Origin of the sequence: Piscinibacterium candidicorallinum, assembly GCF_047549485.1 — a bacterium.
GTDB classification, from domain to species: Bacteria; Pseudomonadota; Gammaproteobacteria; order Burkholderiales; family Burkholderiaceae_C; genus Piscinibacterium; species Piscinibacterium candidicorallinum.
In genome coordinates, this window is sequence record NZ_CP180191.1 from 3,340,641 (window position 1) to 3,358,051 (window position 17,411).

At 66.5% G+C, this 17,411-nt stretch carries 13 protein-coding genes; 7 read left to right on the top strand and 6 right to left on the bottom strand.

The window, feature by feature from the left end; genetic code table 11:
• Positions 1 to 149: 149 nt before the first annotated feature.
• The 6 genes from ACMDW7_RS15115 to ACMDW7_RS15140 all read right to left on the bottom strand — a co-directional run bounded on the left by ACMDW7_RS15115 (position 150) and on the right by ACMDW7_RS15140 (position 10,190).
• Positions 150 to 2,588 carry a S9 family peptidase gene (locus tag ACMDW7_RS15115; RefSeq protein ID WP_414859571.1) on the bottom strand — a complete coding sequence of 813 codons (2,439 nt, stop codon included), beginning with the start codon at positions 2,586 to 2,588 and terminating at the stop codon, positions 150 to 152.
• A 350-nt stretch (positions 2,589 to 2,938) separates the two neighbouring features.
• The gene (locus ACMDW7_RS15120; protein ID WP_377302961.1) at positions 2,939 to 5,341 is read right to left on the bottom strand and encodes a TRAP transporter large permease subunit; all 2,403 of its coding nucleotides are present in this window, start codon (positions 5,339 to 5,341) and stop codon (positions 2,939 to 2,941) included.
• 3 nt (positions 5,342 to 5,344) lie between these two features.
• The gene (locus tag ACMDW7_RS15125; protein ID WP_377302959.1) at positions 5,345 to 5,944 is read right to left on the bottom strand and encodes a TRAP transporter small permease subunit; all 600 of its coding nucleotides are present in this window, start codon (positions 5,942 to 5,944) and stop codon (positions 5,345 to 5,347) included.
• A 123-nt stretch (positions 5,945 to 6,067) separates the two neighbouring features.
• Positions 6,068 to 7,183: a TRAP transporter substrate-binding protein gene (locus ACMDW7_RS15130; RefSeq protein WP_377302957.1), complete on the bottom strand. Its 1,116-nt coding sequence runs from the start codon at positions 7,181 to 7,183 to the stop codon at positions 6,068 to 6,070.
• Positions 7,184 to 7,455: 272 nt separating this feature from the next.
• Positions 7,456 to 8,370, bottom strand: a complete 915-nt coding sequence (locus tag ACMDW7_RS15135) for a bile acid:sodium symporter (protein WP_377302955.1) — start codon at positions 8,368 to 8,370, stop codon at positions 7,456 to 7,458.
• An 86-nt stretch (positions 8,371 to 8,456) separates the two neighbouring features.
• Complete coding sequence (locus ACMDW7_RS15140; protein WP_377302953.1) at positions 8,457 to 10,190, bottom strand: AMP-binding protein; 1,734 nt, start codon at positions 10,188 to 10,190, stop codon at positions 8,457 to 8,459.
• A gap of 232 nt (positions 10,191 to 10,422) precedes the next feature.
• Between ACMDW7_RS15140 and nudB the strand changes: the two genes are divergently transcribed.
• The 7 genes from nudB to ACMDW7_RS15175 are packed head-to-tail and all read left to right on the top strand — an operon-like array spanning position 10,423 to position 17,123.
• A complete protein-coding gene (gene nudB / locus ACMDW7_RS15145) occupies positions 10,423 to 10,875 on the top strand; it encodes a dihydroneopterin triphosphate diphosphatase (protein ID WP_377302951.1) in 453 nt (150 codons plus the stop codon).
• 4 nt (positions 10,876 to 10,879) lie between these two features.
• The gene (locus tag ACMDW7_RS15150; protein ID WP_377302949.1) at positions 10,880 to 11,698 is read left to right on the top strand and encodes an endonuclease/exonuclease/phosphatase family protein; all 819 of its coding nucleotides are present in this window, start codon (positions 10,880 to 10,882) and stop codon (positions 11,696 to 11,698) included.
• Entirely contained in the window at positions 11,695 to 13,020 is a 1,326-nt protein-coding gene (gene clsB, locus ACMDW7_RS15155) for a cardiolipin synthase ClsB (protein WP_377302947.1), read from the top strand. The genes ACMDW7_RS15150 and clsB overlap by 4 nt, the downstream gene beginning before the upstream one ends.
• Positions 13,010 to 14,104, top strand: a complete 1,095-nt coding sequence (locus ACMDW7_RS15160; protein WP_377302945.1) for a ligase-associated DNA damage response exonuclease — start codon at positions 13,010 to 13,012, stop codon at positions 14,102 to 14,104. The genes clsB and ACMDW7_RS15160 overlap by 11 nt, the downstream gene beginning before the upstream one ends.
• Entirely contained in the window at positions 14,101 to 14,583 is a 483-nt protein-coding gene (locus ACMDW7_RS15165) for a hypothetical protein (protein ID WP_377302943.1), read from the top strand. Before ACMDW7_RS15160 ends, ACMDW7_RS15165 begins: the two co-directional genes overlap by 4 nt.
• Entirely contained in the window at positions 14,580 to 16,289 is a 1,710-nt protein-coding gene (locus ACMDW7_RS15170; protein ID WP_377302941.1) for an ATP-dependent DNA ligase, read from the top strand. Before ACMDW7_RS15165 ends, ACMDW7_RS15170 begins: the two co-directional genes overlap by 4 nt.
• Before the next feature lie 3 nt (positions 16,290 to 16,292).
• On the top strand, positions 16,293 to 17,123 hold the full coding sequence (locus tag ACMDW7_RS15175; protein ID WP_377302939.1) for a DUF429 domain-containing protein: 831 nt from the start codon (positions 16,293 to 16,295) through the stop codon (positions 17,121 to 17,123).
• The last annotated feature ends 288 nt before the right edge of the window (positions 17,124 to 17,411 follow it).

Genomic DNA, 17,411 nt, shown 5'->3' on the forward strand with positions numbered 1-17,411 from the left:
GAGAGCCTGTTCTTTTGTCCCTCCTCGGAAGGCCTTTTTTGCGGCACGGGGCGGCTGCCAACAGCCCTTTTCGCTTGTCCAGCAAGGCTTTCCAGCCATTTTGGTCTGAAGAGCGGCTCTGAGAGCCATTCTTCACTTCGGTATCCGGGCTACTTGGCCGCCTTCACGTAGCGCTCCAGCCAGTTGTTGGTCTCCCAGAGCATGTGCAGGATGGACTCGCGCGCGCGGTAGCCGTGGTCCTCGTTGGGCAGCATCACCAGGCGGGTGGTGCCGCCCAAACCGCGCACGGCCTGGTACAGGCGCTCGCTCTGGATCGGGAAGGTGCCGGAGTTGCTGTCGTTCTCGCCATGGATGAGCAGCAGCGCGTCCTTGATCTTGTCGGCGTTGTTGAAGGCGCTCATGGCGGCGTAGGTCTCCGGCGCCTTCCAGAACGTGCGCTCCTCACCCTGGAAGCCAAAGGGCGTGAGGGTGCGGTTGTACGCGCCGCTGCGAGCGATGCCGGCCTTGAACAGGCGCGTGTGCGCCAGCAGGTTGGCCGTCATGAAGGCGCCATAGCTGTGGCCGCCCACGGCGATGCGGTTGCGATCGGCCACGCCGCGCCGCACGATCTCGTCGACCGCCGCCTCGGCACTGGCCACGAGCTGCTGCACGTAGGTGTCGTTGGGCTCCTTGCCGCCCTCGCCGATGATCGGCATGGCCGGGTCATCCAGCACGCCGTAGCCCATGGCCAGAAAGGCAGCCGGGCCGCTGGCGCTGATGCGATTGAACTCGTAGGGCGAGCCACGGGTCTGTGCTGCGGCCTGCGCCGTCTTGAACTCCTGCGGGTAGGCCCAGAGGATGAAGGGCAGCGGGCCGTCGCGCTTGGCGTCGTAGCCCGGCGGCAGCATGAGGTTGGCCGTGAGCTCGATGCCGTCCTTGCGCTTGTAGCGGATCAGCTCCTTGCTCACGCCCTTGAACTGCGGCAGCGGATGGGCAAACTGCGTGAGCGCGGTGAGTTGGCTGCGCTCGGGCTTGCTGAGATCTCGCACGAAGAAGTTGGGCGGCTCGGTCTGCGTCTCGCGGCGCGTGAGCAGGCGCTGGCCGCGTTCGTCGAGTACGGCGATCGAGTTCTCGTAGACCTCGCCCTGTGCGCGCCACAGGCGCGTGGCCTTCTTCGCAGCGATGTCGTAGCGATCGACGAAGGGGCGATCCCCCTGCGCAGAGGCGCCCTCGCCATCCAGGTAGATGGCGCGCTGTGCGCCCGGCGCAAACAGGAGCACGCTGCGGCCGAAGCGGTTCAGTGTCATGACCGGCGAGCCCGGATTGGCGTAGCGGTCTTCGGTCTTGAAGCTGAAGTGCTGCACGGGCGCCTTGCCGGGCGCATCCGGCGCGATCTCCCAGAGCACCACATCGCGCGTGCGGTACCAAAGCTCAGTAAGCAGCGCGGTCTGGCCGTCGCCCCAGGTCACGCCGCCGATGCGCGTCTTCACGCGCGCCAGTTCCTGCGGCGCATCCTTGAAGGGGTAGGCCTGCTGATACAGGGCATCGCGCTGCTCGGCCGGCTTGAAGGGGTCACCGCCATCCAGGGCCTGGGCCCAGCTCAGCGTCGCAGGAACGTCGGCGCGCCAGGTGATGTCGCGCGGGCCTTCGGGTACGGCATCAAAAGATGGCGGCAGACCTTCGCGTACGGGGAGATTCGCGACGGTATGGATCAGCTCGCCGCGCAGGTTCCAGACCTCGGCCCGGCGGCCGAACATCGAGACCGGCACCAGGTACGAATAGGGTTTGGTGATGGCGTTGACCAGCAGCCACTGCCCGTCAGGCGAGGCGCTCACGCCGCGCATGACCAGCGGCTTGCCGATCAGCGTGGTCTGTCCGTCCAGACCGATGCGGGCAATCTGTGCGGTTGCGAAGTAATCGAAGCGCGCCTCGTCGTACGGCGTGCGCAGCAGGTCCTGGAAGGTGCGGATGGCCTGCTGGCCACGGCCGGTGGTCGTTGCATCCTGCACGTTCGGGCCCGCCGGAGCACGTGGCGGCTGCGGCTCGCTCACTCCGGGCACGCGCAGCGTGACGAGCAGTGCATCGTTGCCCAGCCAGTTGAAGCCGCGACCCATCACGGCGTTCAGCGGCGCGCTGCTCAGGCGCCGAGCCTTGGCGGTGGCGACTTCAGCGACCCAGAGCTCGACCGCCTCGCCGGTGTTGCGCGTGAACGCCAGGTGCTTACCGTCCGGCGAGAAGCTGGTGTCTGCAATGCGCGCCGGGCTGGGCAGATCCGTCACGCGGCGCGGCGTGGGTGCGTCCACCGTCATGAAGGCCAGGCCGGTGCCGAAGCTGAAGCGGCTGGACGCAAAGGCGCGCGGGTTGATGCGCAGGCCCGCCAGACGTGCCTCGGGCGCCGCCACTTCATCGATGGAGGGCAACGCGGGCGTGTCGATCAGCGCCATCGTCCGCCGATCCGGCCCCAGCTGTACCTGCGGAGGCCGCGGCTGATCCACCACGGCCTTCAGCGCCGCGGGCGGCTCCATGTAGCGCTGCGCGTTCTGCGCCTCGGCGCCGGGCGCAAGCAGCAAAGCGCCGGTGGCAAGCGTCATCGACAAGACCTTCCTCATCATTCCCTCCAAAGTGGCCCGGCGCGGCTCGTGACCGCGCGGGCGAAGCGGCGAAGATACTGCGGCGGCCCGCCAAAACGAAAAGGCCCCGCATACGCGGGGCCTTGATCATTGCTGCGTCGGCGTTACTGGCGATACAGCACAGTGGGCCACCACATCACGATTTCCGGGACGTGAGGCCGACCCTATAGGGTCACGCGGCACCGCCGTGTGAGGCCGAGCGCGGCAAGCGCATGCAGGCGCTTGGCGTGGGGGCTGGAGCCCCCTTAGGCCGACCCTCCAGGGTCACGCGGCACTGCCGCGTGAGGCCGAGCGCGGCAAGCGCATGCAGGCGCTTGCCGGGTTCCCGGTTACTGGCGATACAGCACGGTCGGCAACCACATCCCGATTTCCGGGAACACGTACAGCAGCACCAGCGCCAGCACCTGGATGCCCATGAATGGCAGCATGCCGGCAAAGATCTGGTTCAGCGTCACGTGCGGCGGCGATACACCCTTCAGGTAGAACGCCGCCATCGCCACCGGCGGGCTCAGGAAGGCGGTCTGCAGGTTCAGGGCCACGAGCAGGCCGAAAAACAGCGGGTCGACGCCAAAGTTGTCGAGCAGCGGGATGAAGATGGGCATGAAGATCACGATGATCTCGGTCCACTCCAGCGGCCAGCCCAGCAGGAAGATGATGACCTGACTCAGTACGAGGAACTCGATCTTGGTCAGGCCCAGGCTCATCACCCAGTTCTCGATCAGCTCCTGCCCGCCCAGCAACGCGAAGGCGGCCGAGAAGATGCTGGAGCCGACAAACAACCAGCAGACCATGGCGCTGGTCTTGCCCGTCAGCATCACAGACTCGGACAGGGCGGGCGTCAGGCGCACCTGGCGCAGAGCCATCACGCACCAGACCACCGTGGTGACTGCGGTGATCACGCCGAGCAGCTTGGGCACCGGCACGGTGGTGATCTCCAGCTTGATCAGGATGGTCCAGACCACGACGCTGCCGATCAGGGCCCAGAACGGTGCCCAGGTCTTGGCGATCGCACGCGCTTCTTCGGCAGGCTTCTGGATCAGCATGTAGGCCGCTGCAAGCGCAAAGCCACCGAACGCGCCGACGGCTGCGGCTTCCGTGGGTGTGGCGAGGCCGAAGACGATCGTGCCCAGCACGGCGAGGATCATGACCGCCAGCGGGAAGAAGCTGCCCAGCAGCATCTTGAATATCTCGAGTCGCGCCCAGGACAGCACGCCGTAGAGCAGAGTTAGCAGCACGGCGAGCACACCGACCATGACCCAGAACCACTTGGGCGCCGGCTGCCGCGGTGGCTCCGCAGCCTTGGATTGCCCGCTGCCTTGGTTGCTTGCAGAGGCACCTGCCGCCGGGGGCTCAGCCAGCCCCGAGCCGGTGGCCGCGGGCGGCTCCTGCACACCAGTTGCGCCAGGCTCCTTCAGCGCTCCTGGGGGCTCGGCCAAGCCGGAAGCAGGTTCCTTGAGTACCCCCGGTGGCTCTGCAAGGCCGGACGGCGGCTCTTTCAGCGCACCCGCAGGTTCGCTCAAACCACTGGCAGGCTCCTTCAGCGCGCTCGGTGGCTCGGACAAGCCGCTCGAGGGTTCCTTGAGCGCGCCGGGGGGCTCGGCCAGCCCGCTGCTGCCAGTGGGTTCGGACAGCCCACTGCCCGTGGCGCCTGCAGGCTCCGCCAGGCCTGAGCCACCCGCGGCTGGGGGCTCGGCGAGGCCGCCGCTCGATGCGGCTGCACCGGCCATCTGGCTGCCGCTGCCGGCGAGCTTGGCTTCCATCTCGGCGGCGTGGGAGTCCGGATCAGTGACTACGCGCCAGGTGATGCCCAGCACAAGCACCGCAGCGAGAAGAGGCAGCAGGGCCACACTGAGCTGCTTCATCACGTCGACACGGCTGATTCCGGCGGCGCGCTGACCGGCAATCGCCTTGAGCAGCCCGGGCAGGGCCTTGCCCTGCTTGCCGCTCGCAAGCTTGTCCAGTACGGGCGACAAGGTCACCTTGCGCTCAGCCTCTGGCAGCGGCGGCATCAGGTTCGGCTTGATCTTGGCCAGGATGATCACGTACAGCACATACAGACCCGCGAGCATCAGCCCCGGGAAAAATGCGCCGGCATAGAGCTGAACCACCGACACGCCGGCAGTCGCTCCGTAGACGATCAACATGACCGAAGGCGGAATCAGGATGCCCAGGCAGCCGCCGGCGGTGATGGCGCCTGCCGAGACTTGCACGCTGTAGCCGGCGCGCAGCATGGCCGGAAAGGCCAGCAGACCCATGAGGGTGACCACAGCACCCACGATGCCGGTGGCCGTGGCGAACACCGCGCAGGTGAACAGCGTGGCGACCGCCAGCGAGCCGGGCACGCGGGCCAGCGACAGATGCAGGCTCTTGAAGAGCTTTTCGATCAGGTTGGCGCGCTCGACCAGATAACCCATGAAGACGAACAGCGGGATGCTGATCAGCACGTCGTTCGTCATGACAGCGTAGGCCCGCTGCACCATGAGGTTCAGGGTCTGATTGATCGCACCTTCGACGCTCTGCCCGCCGCTGTGGAACGCGAAATAGGCAAAGATCATCCCCATGCCCATCAGCGTGAAGGCAGTGGGGAAGCCGAGCATGATGGCCACAACGACCAGCGCCAGCATGAGCAGCCCGAAGTGGCCATTGGTCATGGCTGTCCAGGGCATGAAGATCACCACGGCGCCGACGATCAGCGCCATCAGCGAGAAGCCGAACCAGAGTTCCTTGCGCATGGTTCAGGCCCCCGTCTTGGTCTGAGCGGGCGCATCGTCAGCGTGCACCATGGCCTTGAGCTTGTCGACATCCACCTCTTCGACATCCTGCTCGCGCGAGGGCCACTCGCCATCGCGCAGGCAGATGATGCAGCGCACGATCTCCACGAAGCCCTGCAGCACCAGCAGCAGACCGGCGAACGGGATGATGGTCTTGAAGGGATAGATCGGCGGGCCGTCTGCCGTGATCGAGGAGGTTTCCTTGATCGCCCAGCTTTCGCCCGCGAACTTGTAGCCGGCCCATACCAGCGCGATCACGCCGGGCATGAAGAACACGATGTAGAGCACAAGATCAATCGCGGCCTGGGTGCGCGGCTGGAAAAAGCCGTAGAGCACGTCGCCCCGCACATGCCCGCCCTTGGCCAGGGTGTATGCGCCGGCCATCATGAACAGGGTGCCGTAGAGCATGTAGCTGCCGTCAAAGGCCCAGCGCCCCGGGTTGTTGAATATGTAGCGCGCACAGACCTCGTAGACGATCAGGCCGGTGAGCAGGACGATGACCCAAGAGAACAGCTGCCCGACCCAGGTGGATAAGCGGTCGATGGCCAGCAGAACGGATTGCATGCGAGCCCCTGAAGTGAATGTCGTGTTGTCGTTGTACAGCTTCAAAAAAGAAAAAACTCAGCCCGCGTAGAGCGGGCTGAGTTTTGCTGCGCGGCCGCTACGTCCCGGGTCCGCGCACCACCATCAACCGCGGCGGTTGAAGTAGTGGTCGTAGGCCATGCGGTAGTTCACGAGCGTGTCGTTCTGCCAGCGGCCTGCGCGCTGCGCGAAGGTGCGCATCGAGTCAGCCACCTTCTTGAACAGCGGGTTCTCGGCGGACTTCTTCGCGAGAATCTTGTCCCAGGCGGCGAGCTGTGCGCGCAATACGGCATCCGGGGTCTTGAAGAACTGGATCTTGGCAGCGCGCAGCGCGTCGTAGTCCTTGGAGTAACGATCGATCGCCTTCCAGGACATCTCGGCCGAAGCAGCTGATGCAGCGGCGTCCAGGATCTTCTTCAGGTCGGCAGGCAGCGCGTCGTACTTCTGCCTGTTGAACACGATCTCGAACTGCTCGGAGGCCTGATGGAAGCTCTGCAGCATGCAGATCTTCGAGACGTCTGGGAAGCCGAGGATGCGGTCGCTCGATGCATTGTTGAACTCGGCAGCATCCAGCAGGCCGCGGTCCAATGCCGGGACGATTTCCGCGCCGGGCAGCGCATTCACGGCAGCACCCAGTTCAGTGAAGATGTCGATCGACAGGCCCACGGTGCGGTACTTCAGGCCCTTGAAGTCGTTCACGCTGGTGACCGGCTTCTTGAACCAGCCCAGGGGCTGCGTGGGCATCGGGCCGTAGACGAGGCTGCGCACGTTCACGTTCATGGCTTGGTGCACTTCGTTGAGCAGCTGCTCACCACCGCCGTATTGGTGCCAGGCGAGGACCATGTTGGGGTCCATGCCGAAGGCCGGGCCTGAACCCCAAAGGGCGATGGCCGAGTTCTTGCCGTACCAATAAGCCAACACGCCATGACCACCATCCAGGGTGCCCTTGCTCACGGCGTCCAGCATGTCGAAGGCGCGCACCACGGAGCCGGCGGGCAGCACTTCAATGCGCAGACGACCGCCAGACATGTCGTTCACCAGCTTGGCGTAGTCCTGCGCGTACTCGTGGAAGATGTCCTTGGCCGGCCAGGTGGACTGGAAGCGCAGGGTGATGGGGGTCTGCGCACGGGCGATCATCGGTGCGGCAAGTGCTGCGGTGGCAGCACCTGCACCAGCTGCGCCCTTGAGGAAGCGGCGGCGGCTTTGGGCTTCTTGCGTCATGTCGGGTGTCTCCTTGTTGATGCGTTGGGGTGTTCTGTCGGAGCCTCGCTGCGCACTGACCCTGCCGTGCGTGCGAGCCCCAATCGCTGGATTGAGACACTACGAAAACGCCGCGCAAGTCGCCATGCGGAAAACCCGTTGCTGCGATGCGGCATCACTCAAGACCGGCTTGAGCGATTTTCAGCGCGGTCATGAAAAAAGAAGCGGGGCATTGCCCCGCTTCGTGATCTGCCGATACGGCGCACTGCGCCGCCCGGCTGTGCATGCGTCGATCAGGCGGCTGCAGGCACTGCGCCGATCTTGGCTGCATCACGTGCCAGTGCTTCGCGTGTGGCGTTCTTGCGGTACCAGATCGTCACGGCGGAGGAGGTCAGCACGATGAACAGGCTGTACAGCACCGGAATCAGGAGCACCTGCTGCTGTAACTGGTCCTTGAAGGTCAGGGTGACGATCAGCACCGCCAGCGGACCGTTCTGGATGCCCGTCTCCAGCGAAATGGTGCGCGAGCGGTTGCTGTCCTGCTTGAGACCGCGCGCCAGCCAGTAGCCCAGCAACATACCGATGATGCCCAGACCGATAGCGGCAAAGTACACGCTGGCCGGCGTGGTCAGCAGCAGCTGGTAGTTGCGCGGCACCCAGGAGCCGATCAGGAACAGGATCACGAACACGCCGAGCATGCTGCCGATCAGCTCAATCGTGGCGCCCACATTCGGGTTGGCCTTGCGCAGGAACATGCCGAGGATCGTGGGGACCAGCAGCACGACGAGCACCTGGGCCACGTTGGCCGCGGGAATGGCGAACTCGCCGGTGACGCCCGCCAGACCGGAATAGAACTTGATGAGCAGCGGCACAGCGACCACGGCCACCAGCGTGGACACGCTGGTCATCATGATCGACAGGGCGAGTGCGCCCTTGCTGAAGTAGGTGAAGATGTTGGAGGTCGTCCCGCCGGGCATGCAGCCCATCAGGATCACACCCACCGCCAGTGCAGGCGGCAGGCCGAGCATCACGGCCAGCGCATAGCCCAGGAAGGGCATGATGCCGTACTGGCAGATCAGGCCGACGATCACGCCCTTGGGCTTGCGAAAGGCAATGAGAAAGTCGCGGAAGGTGAGCGATGCGCCCATGCCGAGCATGATGACCATCATCATCACGCCCAGCAGCTTGGTTTCAAGTTCAGTCAACATAGGTTCAAGACTCCCTGGTCTCGGATCGGGGTGCGGTGCGCCCTGGCGCACCGCAGTGGTTCAGTGGCGGGCAGGTGTCACCTGGATTACTTGGCGAATTCCTTCTTGACCTCGGCCTTCAGGTCCTTGCGCAGGATCTTGCCCACGGGGGTCTTCGGCAGCTCATCGCGGAAGACGATGGACTTGGGCACCTTGTAATCCGTGAGGAACTTGCGGCAATGGGCGATCACATCGGCCTCATTGACCGTTGCGCCCTCGCCGCGCACCACATAGGCACGCACGGCCTCGCCGCTCTTGCTGTCCGGAATGCCAACGACGGCCGCTTCCATGACGGCATCCATCTTCGCAATCGCGTCCTCGACTTCATTCGGATACACGTTGAAGCCCGAGACCAGCACCATGTCTTTCTTGCGGTCGACGATCTTGAAGTAGCCCTCGCCGTCCATCACTGCGATGTCGCCGGTGTAGAGCCAGCCGTCCTTGATGGTCTTGGCGGTCTCTTCAGGTTTGTTCCAGTAGCCCTGCATGACCTGCGGACCGCGGATGATCAGCTCGCCCGGTTCGCCCACTGCCACGGGTGCACCGTTGTCGTCCACCAGCCGCACTTCGGTGCCGGGGACAGGGATGCCGATGGAGTCCGGCTTGCTCTTGCCGAAGAGGGGGTTGAACGAAACCACCGGAGAGGACTCGGTCAAGCCGAAGCCTTCGGCGATGCGCGTTTTGGTCACCTTCTCCCAGCGCTCGGCCACCACATGCTGCAACGCCGTGCCACCTGCCAGCGCGGCCTTCAGGTGCTTGGGCGGGAAGGCCACGAACCACTCTTCATTGAGCAGCGCGTTGAACAGCGTGTTCACGCCGGAGATCCAGGTGACCGGATAGTTCTCGATGGCGCGCTGCAGGTTCTGCACAGGGCGCGGGCTCGGGATGAGGATGTTGCGCGCGCCGATGCTGTAGAAGCAGAGCAGGTTCACCGTGAACGCGAAGATGTGATACAGCGGCAAGGCAGTCAGCACGCACTCCTTGCCTTCTTCGAAGTACTTGCCCGCCATGGCCATGGTCTGGCTGATGTTGGCCAAGAGGTTGCCGTGCGTCAGCACCGCACCCTTGGACACGCCGGTGGTGCCGCCCGTGTACTGCAGGCAAGCGATGGCGTCGGGGCGAATGTCCTTCCAGTAGTCCTGCACGCGCACCTTGGCCAGGTGGCGCTCGCCGGCGGCCAGCACTTCGGCGAAGCGGGTGTGCGGCACCGTGATCGGCGGCAGCACCTTGTTCCAGTAGCGCTGCACGGCGCGGATGATCCCGCGAGGCACCGCTGGAAACAGCTCGGGCACCTTGGCCACGACCACATGCTTGATGTCGGTCTTGGGCAGCACTTCGCCGAGCTTGTCGGCGAACATCTCGACGATGACCAGCACTTGCGCACCCGAGTCCTTGAACTGGTGCGCCATCTCGGACGTCGTGTAGAGCGGATTGGTGTTGACCAGCACGCAGCCCGCCTTGAACACGCCGAAGGCGACGATCGGGTAGGCCAAGCTGTTGGGCAGCTGCACCGCAACGCGAGAACCGGCGGGCAGCTTCAGCTCCTCACGCAGGTAGGCGGCGAAGGCGTCGCTGTAGCGATGCGCCTGGGCGTAGGTCATCGACCCGTTCATGCCATTGGGCACGACCGCGGTGAACGCCAGCTGGTCCGCAAACTCCGTGGATGCGTTGTAGACCAGATGGGCCAGGCTCGCGTAGGCCGGCGCCGGCAGGTCGGCAGACACATGACCCGCATAGGTCGCGGTCCATGGCTTCAAGTCGTAGATGGGTGCGGTCTGCATGCTGATGTCTCTCTCGTGTCCCTCGATCATGGGCTGTGTGCTGGTTTGGTGGCTTTGAGCCTGATCTAGCTTGATCTGGCCGGCTTTTTGGGTCTTTGAGCCCGATTTGCATCCTAGAGAGCGCTCGTCAAGCGCTCTAGTGGGGCTTATCCCATGGGAGAAACGTGGGTGAAGCGTGGTGCGCTGCACTGCACCAAGCAGCGCTTTGATGCGCCTTGGGCAAAATCCGCCCATGCCTTTCAAGCTGCCGCAATCCGTGCTGGTGGTGCTGCACAGCAGCGCCATGGAGTGCCTGCTCATCGAGCGCGTATCGGCTGCAGGCGAACACGGTGCATGGCAAAGCGTGACCGGCTCACGCGCGCACCCGGGAGAACCCTTGGTACAGACTGCGCTGCGCGAAGTGCACGAAGAGACCGGACTGCAGCTCGTGGCTGATCAGCTGCGCGACTGGCAACACGCCGAGCGTTACCCGATTGCGCCCGCCTGGCGCCACCGCTATGCGCCAGAGGTCACCCACAACGAGGAGCATGTGTTTTCCGCCTGCATCGACCGACGCGCTGCCATCCGCCTGAATCCGCGCGAGCACCGGGCGTGGCAGTGGGTGCCTGCGCCAGAGGCGGCCGAGCTGGTGTTCTCCCGCACCAACACGGCCGCCATCCGACGGCTGATGGGCGTACAGGCCTGAGCCCATGCGTCTGCGCATCGTCACCTACAACATCGCCAAGGGCCTGACGCAGCTCTCACGCCGGCATCGCATCCAGGATGTGCGCGCGGCCCTGTCAGAGTTCGACGCCGATATCCTGACCCTGCAGGAGGTGCAGGACCGCAACGACCGCATCGCGCATCGCGGTCATGCCCACCCGGGCCAGAGCCAGACGGACTTTCTGGCCGAACTCCGGCCAGTGCGCGAGCGCGAAGGCTGGCTCGACACCATGACCTTCATGCAGTCCGAGCCGCTGTATCACGCGGCCTACGGCGCAAACAAGCACTACGGCCACGGGCACCATGGCAACGCGGTGCTGTCGCGTTGGCCGATCGTGGCCATGGAGAACATCGACATCTCCCGCTCGGCCATCGAACGGCGCGGCTTGCTGGTCACGACGGTGCTGGTCAAGCAGCAACCGATGGTCATCATCTGCACGCATTTCTCGCTGCTGGCGCGTGACCGTCTGATGCAGGCGCAGGCGCTGGTGGAGCATGTCCGGACCCACGTTGATCCCGCGTTGCCGCTCGTGATCGCCGGGGACTTCAATGACTGGCACCGACGTGTCGACCGCACGCTGCGCCAGCAACTCGGGCTTGCCGAGGCCTTTGACCACAGTCACGCGCAACCGGCACGCACCTTCCCCGCCATCTTTCCCATGCTCAGGCTGGACCGCATCTACGTCCGCAATCTGCACGTGGTGGCGGCAAGGGTGCCGGACGGTCCGCACTGGGCGCGCCGCTCGGACCACCGCCCCATTCTGATGGAGGCCCAGGTGCCCGATCGCGGAGCACGCACCCCATGAAGCCGACCGACGACACCGATCGCGAACCGAGCGGCAGCCCCTCGCAGGCGGCAGACGCCGCCTCGCCGCGCAAGAGCCGCGCAGGAGAAGGCCCGCGCTTTGCACCCGGGCATCGCGTCCATCTACTGCGCGGAGGGGCTGACTTCTTCCCGGCGATCCGCACCGCGATTGATCAGGCGCGCAAAAGCGTCATGGTCGAGACCTACATCTTCAATGACGACGCCACCGCCGAGGGCATTCTGCAGAGCCTGCAGGCAGCCGCCGCACGCGGGGTCGAGGTCAGCGTGGTGATCGATGGCTTCGGCTCGGGCGAACATGGCCGGCTCCTTGCACAGCGGTTTGCCCAGGGCGATCTGGCCATGCACATCTATCGGCCGGAGCGCTGGTGGCACCTGTTCCGCGGCAAGGGCGTGAGTCTGCTCAAACGCCTTCACCGCAAGCTGGCCGTGGTCGATGACGAGATCGCCTTCGTCGGCGGCATCAACATGCTGGACGACTACATCGACCCCAACCACGGTGTGCTCAGCGACCCGCGCTTTGACTTCGCGGTACGGATCGAGGGGCCGATCGTCGGGGACATCGCCCTGTCCATGCAGCGTCTGCTCTGGCAGATCCGGCTGGCGCAGCCCCCTGTGGCCCTGTCGGGGCCCGACCGACAGCCGGTGGCGAAGCAACTGCGCGAGCGCACGCGCCAGGCACTGGCCTTCCCGCGGCGCTTCGATCTGCCCCTGCCCCTGCCGCTGCGGGAGAACGTGGCCGTGGCCTTCGTGCCGCGCGACAACATCCGCAACCGCAGCACCATCGAACGCGCCTATCTGCAGGCGTTCGATGCGGCGCGCGAGCGCATCGTGCTGGCCAATGCCTACTTCATTCCCAGCGGGCGCTTCCGCAAGGCACTCATGCGCGCCGCCCAACGCGGGGTGCGCGTGCAGCTGCTGCTGCAAGGCCGCGTGGAGTACCCGCTGCAGCACCACGCCACCCAGGCCCTGTACAGCGCGCTCTTGGCGGCCGGGGTGGAAATTCACGAGTACGGGCGCAGCTTCCTGCACGCCAAGGTCGCCGTGGTCGATGCAGACTGGGCCACGGTGGGCTCGAGCAACGTGGACCCCTTCTCACTGCTGCTGGCCCGCGAGGCCAATGTGGTGGTGCGCGATGCGCCCTTCAACGCTGCCCTGGCACAGGCACTTGAAGAAGCCATTGCCGAACGCGCTGTGCGGGTGACGGTGCCGCCGCTGTCACTCTGGGCCCGCCTACGCAACCGCATGGCACTGGCGCTGGTGCATCTGGCCGTGTTCATCACCGGGCAGCGCCGTGGCTACTGACGCCCTGGTCCACCACCGGCACGACGACCTCATCGTCCTGCGGCCGGAGGGCCTGTACTGCCCGGCCGGCGACTTCCATATCGACCCCTGGCGCCCGGTGGCGCGCGCCGTCATCACCCATGCCCATGCGGACCACGCCCGCACCGGCCACGCCAGCTACCTGGCCGCCGCACCGGCCGAAGGCGTGCTGCGTGCGCGACTGGGCACGATCAGCCTGCAGACCCTGGCCTACGGCGAATCCATCACCATGAACGGTGTGCGTGTGAGCCTGCATCCGGCCGGCCACGTGCTGGGCAGCGCGCAGGTGCGTGTTGAACACCAGGGCCAGGTCTGGGTGGCCAGTGGCGACTACAAGACCGCGCCCGATGCCACCTGCGCACCCTTCGAGCCCGTGCCCTGCCACACCTTCATCACGGAGAGCACCTTCGGCCTGCCGATCTACCGCTGGCGGCCGGACACCGAAGTCTTTGGCGCCATCAATCAATGGTGGGCCGGCAACGCCGCGACGGGCCGGGCCAGCGTGCTGTTCTGCTACAGCTTCGGCAAGGCGCAGCGCATCCTGTCCGGGCTGGATGCGAGCATCGGCCCCATCGTCACGCACGGCGCGGTGGAACCGCTGAACCGCGCCTACCGCGCCGCGGGCGTGCCGCTGCCGGAGACGCGCCTGGCGAGTGAAGTCAGCGACAAGCAGGACTTTCGCCGCGCGCTCGTGCTGGCGCCGCCCTCGGCCGCAGGCAGTACCTGGATGCGGCGCTTCGGCGAGTACAGCGACGCCTTCGCCTCCGGCTGGATGCAGTTGCGCGGCAGCCGCCGCCGCCAAGGTTATGACCGCGGCTTCGTGCTGTCGGACCACGCCGACTGGCCAGGGCTGCATGCCGCCATCGCGGCCACCGGCTGCGAGCAGGTCATCGTCACCCACGGCTATGTGCCGATCATGGTGCGCCACCTGCAGGAGCAGGGTCTGGCGGCACGCGCCTTTGCCACCGAGTTCGGCAGCGACGACAACGAACTCCCAGCCGCAGCAACGACTGCATCGCCCGCCGAGGCCGTGGCGCAGCCGTCTGCAGCGGAGGCGGGCGCATGAGCCTGCCCGCTGGCATCGCCCGCCGGCTCGTGACGCGGCTGCCGCAGGCGCGTGGCGGCGACGCGCCCGTCTGGCTGGCCTGCGTCATGAGCCTGCCCATGGCAGACGGTGAACTGCCCCACTGCATCGGCGCGCTCTGGGCACCAGATGCGCAGGGCCTCTGGCCGCGCCTGCCGGAGATCACGGCCATCGGCTCGCCGGATGCGCCGCGCACCCTGGCCGAGCTGCTGGCCCGCGCACCGGCCGAGCCGCGCTTCCTGCTCACGGATCATCGCGTGGTGGACATGGCCCTGGCCTGCGAGGTGCAGCTCGCGGCCGATCCGCATCTGCAGCACGGGCAGCGCAGCGCCCTGAGCCAGCTGCGTCAGGCCCTGCGCGAGCGGGATACTGAAGTGATTGCCCAGAGCTTCACCCACTTTGACGCAGGCTTCGCCCGCTTCACGGATGCGCTGGGCCTGAATGAGGGCGGCACGCCGTGAAGGACTTTGCCCGCCTGTTCGCCGAGCTGGACGCGAGCACCGCCACGCAGGCCAAGGTGGGTGCGCTCAAGCGCTACTTCGGCCGGGCCGATCATCGCGATGCGGCCTGGGCGGTGTATTTCCTCGCCGGCGGCAAACCGCGCCAGACCGTGCCCACGCGGCTGTTGCGCGAGACCGCCTGCGCGACCGCCGGCCTGAACGAGTGGCTGTTCGAGGAGTGCTACCAGGCCGTGGGTGACCTGGCCGAGACCATTGCCCATGTGCTGCCCCCGCCTGAAGGCGAGGACGACACGCCGCTGGCCGACTGGATCGAGCGGCGCCTGCTGCCGCTGCGCGGCGCCGAGCCCGATGATGCGGCAGCGCTGCTACGCGAGTTCTGGCGCGTGCTGGATACCGAGCGGCGTTTTCTGCTGACCAAGCTGATCGGCGGCGGATTCCGGGTGGGCGTCTCGAAACTGCTGGTGACGCGCGCCCTGGCCGAATTCAGCGGCGTGGATGCCAAGCGGATTGCGCAGCGACTGATGGGCGCCACCGACAAGAGCCACGTACCCAGTGCGGCGAGCTTTGCCGCACTCATCGCCGCCGAGGCGGACGATGGCACAGGCCCCACCGACAGCGGCACGCCCTACCCCTTCTTCCTGGCCCATGCGCTCAATGAACCCGCAGCGCGCTTTGATGAACTGATCGGCCCGCCCGCAGACTGGCAGGTGGAATGGAAGTACGACGGCATCCGCGCCCAGCTGGTCAAGCGCGCCGGGCAGGTCTGGCTCTGGAGCCGGGGCGAGGAGCTGATCACCGAGCGCTTTCCGGAGATCGTGCAGCAGGCCAGCGGCCTGCCCGATGGCACGGTGATCGATGGCGAGGTGCTCGTCATGAAGCCGGACGCGGCAGGCGTGCTTGCGCCCGCGCCCTTCCAGCTGCTGCAGCAGCGCATCGGCCGAAAGACGCTCACCAAAAAGGTGCTGCAGGACGCCCCCGTGCAGCTGCTGGCCTACGACCTGCTCGAACGCGAGGGGCAGGACCTGCGCGAGCAGCCGCAGGCCGAACGCCGCATGCAGCTCGAGGCACTGGCCGCCACGCATGCGCTGGCACTGTCACCGCTCATTGAGGCTGCAAGCTGGGCAGACTTTGCCGCGCTGCGCGAGCAGAGCCGCGCCCGCGGGGTGGAAGGCTTCATGCTCAAGCACCGCGCCAGCCGCTACGGCACCGGCCGCACCAAGAGCGAGGGCACCTGGTGGAAGTGGAAGATCGAGCCCATGAGCATCGACTGCGTGCTCATCTACGCCCAGGCCGGCCACGGCCGCCGGGCGAGCGTCTACACCGACTACACCTTCGCCGTCTGGACCCGCGCACCCCACGACGCAGCGGAGGCTGAAGCGGTCTGCGACGCGATTGCCTCCAAGCAGCCTGCAGGCGAGTTGGCGCTGGTGCCCTTTGCCAAGGCCTACTCCGGCCTCACGGACGAGGAGTTCCGGCAGGTGGATGCGCTGATCCGCAAACACACCATCGAGAAGTTCGGGCCTGTGCGCAGTGTGCGGCCCAGTCTGGTGTTCGAGCTGGGCTTCGAGGGCATCAATGCCAGCCCGCGGCACAAGAGCGGTATCGCGGTGCGCTTTCCGCGCATGCTGCGCATCCGCTGGGACAAGCCCCTGCACGAGGCCAATACCCTGGCCGATCTGCAGGCCCTGCTGCAGGAGGCGTACTGAACCATGCGCGTGCTCGGCGTCGACTTCACCTCCGCCCCGGCCAGACGCAAGCCCATCACCTGCGCCTGGGGTGAGCGCGATGCGCACGGCGCGCTGGCCATCGAGCGGGTCGTGGCCTGCACAAGCTTCGCGGACTTCGAGCGCGAGCTCGCCACGCCCGGCCCGTGGGTCGGCGGCTTTGACCTGCCCTTCGGTCTGCCGCGGGAACTGGTGGAGCATCTGGGCTGGCCCACGGACTGGGCGGGGCTGATCCGACACTACGCGGCTCTGGAGCGCGAGTCCATCCGCCAGCAGTTCAAGGCCTTCTGCGACGCCCGGCCGGCGGGCGGCAAGTTTGCGCACCGCGCCTGTGACCGGCCGGCGAATTCATCGCCCTCGATGAAGTGGGTGAACCCGCCCGTGGCCTGGATGCTGCACGCCGGCGCACCGCGCCTGCTGGACGCCGGGGTGACCGTGGCCGGGCTGCATGCCGGGGACGAACGCATTGCCCTGGAGGCCTACCCCGCACTGGTGGCGCGCTCGATCATCGGCAACGCGTCCTACAAGAGCGACGCCAAGGGCAAGCAGACCGGCGAGCGCACCGAACGGCGGCGCGACATCGTCGCCGCGCTCAAGTCCGGCCGGCATGCCGGCGGCATGAAGCTGCGCTTTGCCTGCGGCCTGCCGGAGCAGCTGATCGAGGACGCCCAGGCCGAGCTGCTGGATGCCGTGCTCGCCGCCGTGCAGGCGGCCTGGGCCGCGCAGCAGCCGAACCACGGCCTGCCCCAAGCGCTGGACCCGGTGGAAGGCTGGATCATCGGCGTGCCGCAGTTCACCGCTGGGGCGGGCGCGTGAGCGAGCGCCGCCGCAGCAGCAAGAAGCCCACGCGGGGCTGGGGCCTGCCGCCCGAGCTGGAGAAGCTCGATCACCTGGGCAAGCAGCTCGACCGCAAGCGCAAGGCGCTGGCGCAGCAGCGCGCCGCGCAGACGCCCCATGCCAACCCGGCCCTGCGCGACGGTGCCGGCGAATTTGCGGTGGTGGGCTCAGTCGCTACCGAGCTTGCGCCGCCTGCGGCACCCGGGCGGGCAAGGAAGCGCACCGCAAAACAGCTTCCGCTTGTGCCAAGCCAGTCTTCAGGCGAAA